The sequence below is a fragment of the Kocuria sp. ZOR0020 genome, assembly GCF_000800955.1.
GTDB lineage: Bacteria > Actinomycetota > Actinomycetes > Actinomycetales > Micrococcaceae > Kocuria > Kocuria subflava.
The window spans coordinates 1-5,638 of record NZ_JROX01000137.1; the positions used below are offsets into that span (position 1 = coordinate 1).

The window sequence follows — 5,638 nt, forward strand, 5'->3', positions numbered from 1 at the left end:
CGATGTCGCTGCCGTTCAATCCGCCTTCGTTGGTCAAGGCACCCACGATCGCCCCGGGGGCAGCGCGGTGCTTGTGCCCCACGGCCATCCAGTACGTGGCCTTGCCCTCCTCGGAACGCGGCGCCCGGTTGCGGCCACCGGACTCGCCGTCGCGGTCGTCACGACGACGCTCGCGGTCCTTGCGCTTGGACAGCTCCGGCAGTTCCTCGGCAAAGAACGGGCGTCCGTCCTGAGCGATCACGGCAAGTGCTGCAGCCACCTCGACGGGGTCGACGTCATGTTCAGCCACATAGGAGTCCACCAGGTCCCGGAACAAGCCCAGGTCCTCACCCTCGATGGCATCGGTGATGCCCTGGGCAAAGGTCTGGCGCCTGGTGGCGTTGACGTCGTCGACCGTGGGCATGGGCATCTGCTCCACGGGCTGACGCGTGGTGCGCTCAATGGCCCGCAGCAGGTACTTCTCCCGCGGGGTCATGAACAACACGGCGTCCCCGGTGCGCCCGGCACGGCCCGTGCGGCCGATGCGGTGAACGTAGGACTCGGTGTCGTGAGGGATGTCGTAGTTGACCACCAGGGAGATGCGCTCCACGTCCAGGCCACGGGCTGCAACGTCCGTGGCCACCAGGATGTCGATCTTGCCTTCCCGCAGCTGATCCACGGTCTTCTCACGCAACTGCTGCGGGATGTCACCGTTGATGGCGGCTGCGGCGTGGCCACGGGCGCGCAGCTTCTCCGCCACTTCCTCCGTGGCGGCCTTGGTGCGCACGAACACGATGATGCCGTCGTGTTCCTCCACCTCCAGAAGGCGGGTCATGGCCTCCAGTTTGTGGGGGCCCATGACCTGCAGGTAGCGCTGGCGAATGTTCTTGGCCGTGGTGGTCTTGGCCTTGACCGTGACCTCTTCCGGATTGCGCAGATACTTCTGGGCAATCTTGCGGATGGCAGGCGGCATGGTGGCGGAGAACAGGGCAACCTGCTTCTCCTCCGGGGTCTGGGACAGGATGGTCTCCACGTCCTCGGCAAAGCCCATGCGCAGCATTTCGTCAGCCTCATCCAGCACCACGTACTGGAGGTCTTCCAGCTGCAGGGATCCGCGCTTGAGGTGGTCGATCACACGGCCAGGCGTACCCACCACAACCTGGGCGCCACGGCGCAGACCACCCAGCTGGGGCCCGTAGGAGGAGCCGCCGTAGACCGGCAGCACGGTGAAGTCCTCCAGGTTCACGGCGTAAGAGCTGAAGGCTTCAGCAACCTGCAAGGCAAGTTCGCGGGTGGGTGCCAGCACCAGGACCTTGGTGGTGGAGCTGGGACCGTTGAGGTCTGCCAGTTCGGCCAGGCGGGACAGCGCGGGCACGGCAAAGGCCGCGGTCTTGCCGGTGCCGGTCTGGGCCAGGCCCACCACGTCGCGGCCCTGCAGCAGCAGAGGGATGGTGGCTTCCTGGATGGGTGAGGGCTTTTCGTACCCGATGTTTTCCAGTGCGGCCAACACGCGGCCGTCAATACCGAGGTCGGCAAAGGTGGGACCGGCCGGTTCCGCTGCAGCAGCTTCCTGCTGGTGGCTCGACTGAGCTTCCTGCAGGTCCTGTTCGGTCTCAAGTTGGGATTCGTTGGGTGTGAATTCGGTCATGTCAGGGGGCTCCCTACGGTCTCAGGGCACGATTCACCCATTCCTTGAGGGATGGGTGCGGTGCTCTTGTGGCTCCGGTGCTCCCCAACATGAACCACCCGCAATCGGGAGTTCGAACGTCATGAGCCGCACAACGCTTCAGCATCACAGCTGGTCAGAGGCGGCAGAACTTGAGTGAATGGACCGCAGGCCACCACATCCACACACAGGGACGGGTGTGCCGTTGAGCCAAGAAGATCCAGGGAATGGACCGGAATGAATACCCCCACCCTATCTCAGGGGCACCGGCGTGGGTACGGATGGTGACCACGCACACCGCGCATTTCACCACTGACCACGGCTGCGCCCTTGGGCTGATGTCGCCTACGGCGGCGTCGGCCCCGGGTGCAAAAATGTCCGCATGGCCCAGCAGAACCCCGCTCACCTCCGGTGGACCCCGTCCACCCCGGTGAATCTGCGTGCCACCATGCGGGGGCTGACCCGTGGCACCACCCATCCCACAGCACGCATCACGGACGACGACGCCGTGTGGGTCACCACCCGCGTCGGTTCAGCTCCGGTGACGGCCCGGTTCGCCCGTGTGGGCCCAGGCCCGACGTTGCACAGAGACATTGCGGTCCATGCGTGGGGCCCGGGTGCACAGGCGTTTCTGCAGGAGGCTCCGCTGTGGACCGGCGAGGCGGACAGTTGGGATGCCTTCACCTCATCCCCGTCCTGGGAGCAGTTGCCTGCATCCTGGCGTCGCGCTCACCGCGAGCACCCGGGCGTACGGCTGATCGCCACCGGGCGTCTGGTGGACACGCTGGTGTGTACGGTCCTGGAGCAGAAAGTCACCGGCGGGGAGGCCGTGCGTGCCCAGCGGTGGTTGAGCCGATCTCACGGAGATCCGGCTCCCGGGCCGGCCCCCAGCGGGATGCGAGTGTTTCCCGCCCCGGAAACCATCCGATCCATCCCGTCCTGGGCCTGGCACGGCGCCGGAGTTGATCCAGCCCGAGCAGCCACTGTGCAGGCAGTGGTGGCACGGGCCTCGGGCCTCAACCGCTGGAACCGTGCTCCGCTGGATAATAATCTGAGCCGCGCCTTGGCATCACTGAAGGGTGTGGGGCCCTGGACCATTGCCGAAACCCTGCAGATCACCCACGGTGACCCCGATTCGGTGAGCATCTACGACTATCACCTGGCCCATCACGTCACGGAGTTCTTTGACGGGCACCGCGGGGATGATTCCCGCATGATGGAGTTGCTGGAGCCGTGGCGAGGCAATCGGCAGCGAGCCGTGCGGCTGATGTACGCCTCAGGATGGCGTTCCCAGGCCAAGGGACCTCGACTGACCCCTGAGGATCACCGCCACAAATGAGGTGAGGCTTTCCTTTTCTTTGAGCCGCCCGGAAGCTGCCAAAAGTAAGCACAGCCTTTCCTGCCTGGAAAGTGTTCACGGACAGGCGTTTAATGCATTCCATGAACGCCGCAAAAACCAGAACTCCGGACACCAGCCCGGACATTTTCCGAACTCGTCAGCAGCGAGTGCACATCGAACCCCAGAGTGGAAACTACAGCGAGCGCCTGAACAAGCTGCGTGCTGCCGTGCTGGGTGCCAATGACGGCATTGTGTCCGTGGCAGCCACTGTGGTGGGGGTGGCCGGAGCCTCGGCCGATCGTGGAGCCATCTTCCTGGTGGCTGCCGCAGCTCTCTCCGCAGGCGCCCTGTCCATGGCCCTGGGCGAATACGTGTCCGTCTCCTCCCAAAAAGACTCCCAGAAGGCTCTGATCGAATTGGAGACGCGGGAACTTGAAGAAATGCCGGAACAAGAGCTTGAAGAGCTGGTGGAGATTCTTGAGGAACGGGGAATGTCACCCAACATTGCTCGTGCTGCTGCAGTTGATCTGACCAAACACAACGCCCTCAAGGCCCATTTGTCCTTTGAGCTGGGGATCGACGAGGACGACATCCCCTCCCCCATGGGCGCTGCCATCGCCTCCGCCCTGGCCTTTGTGGCCGGGGCCATGCTGCCGATTCTGGCCATCTTGCTCCCGCCTGCGGGAATCGCGATTCCCCTCACCTTCGGCGTGGTCTTGGTGGCGTTGGCCATCACGGGGTGGCTGGGGGCACTGCTGGGTGGCTCCCCTCACCGCATGCGGGCAGCACTTCGCCTGGTGATCGGCGGCGCGCTGGCTCTGGCTGCCACTTTCGCCATCGGCTCCATGCTGGGCACCGGAGCAGTCGGCTGAGCCCACATCAACACACGTGGGGCGGGTCCATCGGACCCGCCCCACGTGTTGTTTGCGTTCTCAGCGCATCACTGCTGGGCTTCCCCGGCCTGCTGCTCGGCAACCTGCTTGCGGACCTCGTCCATGTCCAGGTTCTTCACGGCTTCAACCACCTGATCCAATGCGGATTCGGGCAGCGCACCGGCCTGGGAGAACACCAGAATGCCCTCACGGAAGGCCATGAGCGTGGGGATGGAGGAGATCTGGGCGGAGGCGGCAAGCGCCTGCTGATCCTCCGTGTCCACCTTGCCGAAGACGATCTCCGGATTCTTCTCCGAGGCGGACTCAAAGGTGGGTGCAAACTGCTTGCACGGACCGCACCAGTCAGCCCACCAGTCCAGCAAGACGATGTCATTACCGGTGATGGTTTCCTGCAGGTTCTCCTGAGTGATTTCAACCGTAGCCATGCGCTCCACCCTACGGACCCTGCGTGGAGGTGTCTTGTGCGTTCACCAGAAGTGGAAGTAGCAAGAAAAAATCCCGGAACCGCGTGGTTCCGGGATTTTGTGGCAGATGAGGGATTCGAACCCCCGTAGGCAGTGCCAGCTGATTTACAGTCAGCCCCCTTTGGCCGCTCGGGTAATCTGCCGAGTCCGTTCGATCCACCGTGGGTGGAGTCAAACGTGCCCCTGGACGGGAGCGGTACAACCCTACTGAATCACGGCCGATCGGCCAAATCCGTGGGTCACTGACCGATTGCCCGGGCCTGGATCTGGGCGAAGAATGCCAGGGCCTGGTCCAAGGTCACTTCCCCGCGGCTGACGGCGCGGTCCAGTTCTTCAGCAACCCCGCCCAGTCGCTGCGTGACGGAAGGCTCTGTGGCCACCGGTGCGTTGTCCCAGAGGACACCTTGGTCCGGACTGACCACCGGCAGCTCCCCGGTGGTCTCCAAGGCGGCAGCCGGTGTGGCGCCCATTCCGGAGAGCAGGGCGGCAGCCAGGACCGTGCCCACAGCAGCTTTGCCTGTGCGGGCCGCTTGGCGGTTCAGGTGTGAGACACCGCTGGCGATCCGCGAGCGACGCTGCGGATCCGGCGACACCTTTGACGACGATTCGCTCATGTCATGCAGTGTGCCGGATCTGTCTGCGGAAGTCCTCAGACTCTCATCACAAATCCATCACACCTCTAGACTGGCTGGTGAGAAACCCGGGACCTGCCAGGCCCGGACCCCCTACAAAGGAGCAAAACCCGTGGCCAGCGACTCAACGTTCGATGTTGTCAGCAAGGTGGACAAGCAGGAGGTCTCCAACGCCCTGAATCAGGCGCAGAAGGAAGTTGCGCAGCGTTACGACTTCCGGGGAGTTGGCGCTGAGATCGATTTCTCCGGGGAGAAGATCCTCATCAAGGCCAACTCCCAAGAGCGGGCGGAAGCCGTTCTGGACGTTTTCCAGTCCAAGCTGGTCAAGCGCGGCATCTCCCTGAAGTCCTTGGATGCCGGGGAGCCCTACGCATCCGGCAAGGAGTTCCGCATCGAGTCCTCCATCAAGGAGGGCATTGCCCAGGACCAGGCCAAGAAGATCTCCAAGATCATCCGCGATGAAGCCCCCAAGTCCGTCAAGGCCACCATCCAGGGAGATGAACTGCGCGTCTCCTCCAAGTCCCGCGATGACCTCCAGGAGACCATCAACCTGCTGAAGTCCTCAGACGTGGAGGTTGACCTCCAGTTCGTGAACTTCCGCTGAGTATCTGAGCTCAACACCACCCCGACTCACGACGACGGCGGTGGTCACCAGATCTGGTGAC

General features: G+C 63.7%; 6 protein-coding genes and 1 tRNA gene. 3 read left to right on the forward strand and 4 right to left on the reverse strand.

Annotated features, from left to right (window positions below):
- Positions 1–1,627 (reverse strand): DEAD/DEAH box helicase (locus L979_RS08635; protein ID WP_081994138.1); only part of this gene is annotated, 1,627 nt, incomplete at its 3' end.
- A gap of 400 nt (positions 1,628–2,027) precedes the next feature.
- On the opposite strand from L979_RS08635, the gene L979_RS08640 reads away from it, so the two are divergent.
- Both L979_RS08640 and L979_RS08645 read left to right on the forward strand, forming a co-directional pair.
- Positions 2,028–2,984 carry a DNA-3-methyladenine glycosylase gene (locus L979_RS08640; protein WP_047691651.1) on the forward strand — a complete coding sequence of 319 codons (957 nt, stop codon included), beginning with the start codon at positions 2,028–2,030 and terminating at the stop codon, positions 2,982–2,984.
- Between the two features lie 101 nt (positions 2,985–3,085).
- Complete coding sequence (locus tag L979_RS08645) at positions 3,086–3,856, forward strand: VIT family protein (RefSeq protein WP_081994144.1); 771 nt, start codon at positions 3,086–3,088, stop codon at positions 3,854–3,856.
- Positions 3,857–3,924: 68 nt separating this feature from the next.
- Here the strand turns inward: L979_RS08645 and trxA are convergent, their stop codons facing one another.
- The 3 genes from trxA to L979_RS08660 form a co-directional block, all read right to left on the reverse strand.
- A complete protein-coding gene (gene trxA / locus L979_RS08650) occupies positions 3,925–4,311 on the reverse strand; it encodes a thioredoxin (protein WP_255349601.1) in 387 nt (128 codons plus the stop codon).
- Between the two features lie 91 nt (positions 4,312–4,402).
- A tRNA-Tyr gene (locus L979_RS08655) sits at positions 4,403–4,484 on the reverse strand.
- A gap of 96 nt (positions 4,485–4,580) precedes the next feature.
- Entirely contained in the window at positions 4,581–4,955 is a 375-nt protein-coding gene (locus tag L979_RS08660; RefSeq protein WP_156125515.1) for a hypothetical protein, read from the reverse strand.
- 130 nt (positions 4,956–5,085) lie between these two features.
- On the opposite strand from L979_RS08660, the gene L979_RS08665 reads away from it, so the two are divergent.
- Positions 5,086–5,577, forward strand: a complete 492-nt coding sequence (locus tag L979_RS08665) for a YajQ family cyclic di-GMP-binding protein (protein ID WP_047691660.1) — start codon at positions 5,086–5,088, stop codon at positions 5,575–5,577.
- Positions 5,578–5,638: the final 61 nt, after the last annotated feature.

What these genes read in the sequence shown, in the direction of transcription:
- L979_RS08640 (WP_047691651.1), top strand. Translation starts at nt 2,028, where the DNA reads ATGGCCCAGCAGAACCCCGCTCACCTCCGGTGGACCCCGTCCACCCCG.
- L979_RS08660 (WP_156125515.1), bottom strand. Translation starts at nt 4,955, where the DNA reads ATGAGCGAATCGTCGTCAAAGGTGTCGCCGGATCCGCAGCGTCGCTCG.
- L979_RS08645 (WP_081994144.1), top strand. Translation starts at nt 3,086, where the DNA reads ATGAACGCCGCAAAAACCAGAACTCCGGACACCAGCCCGGACATTTTC.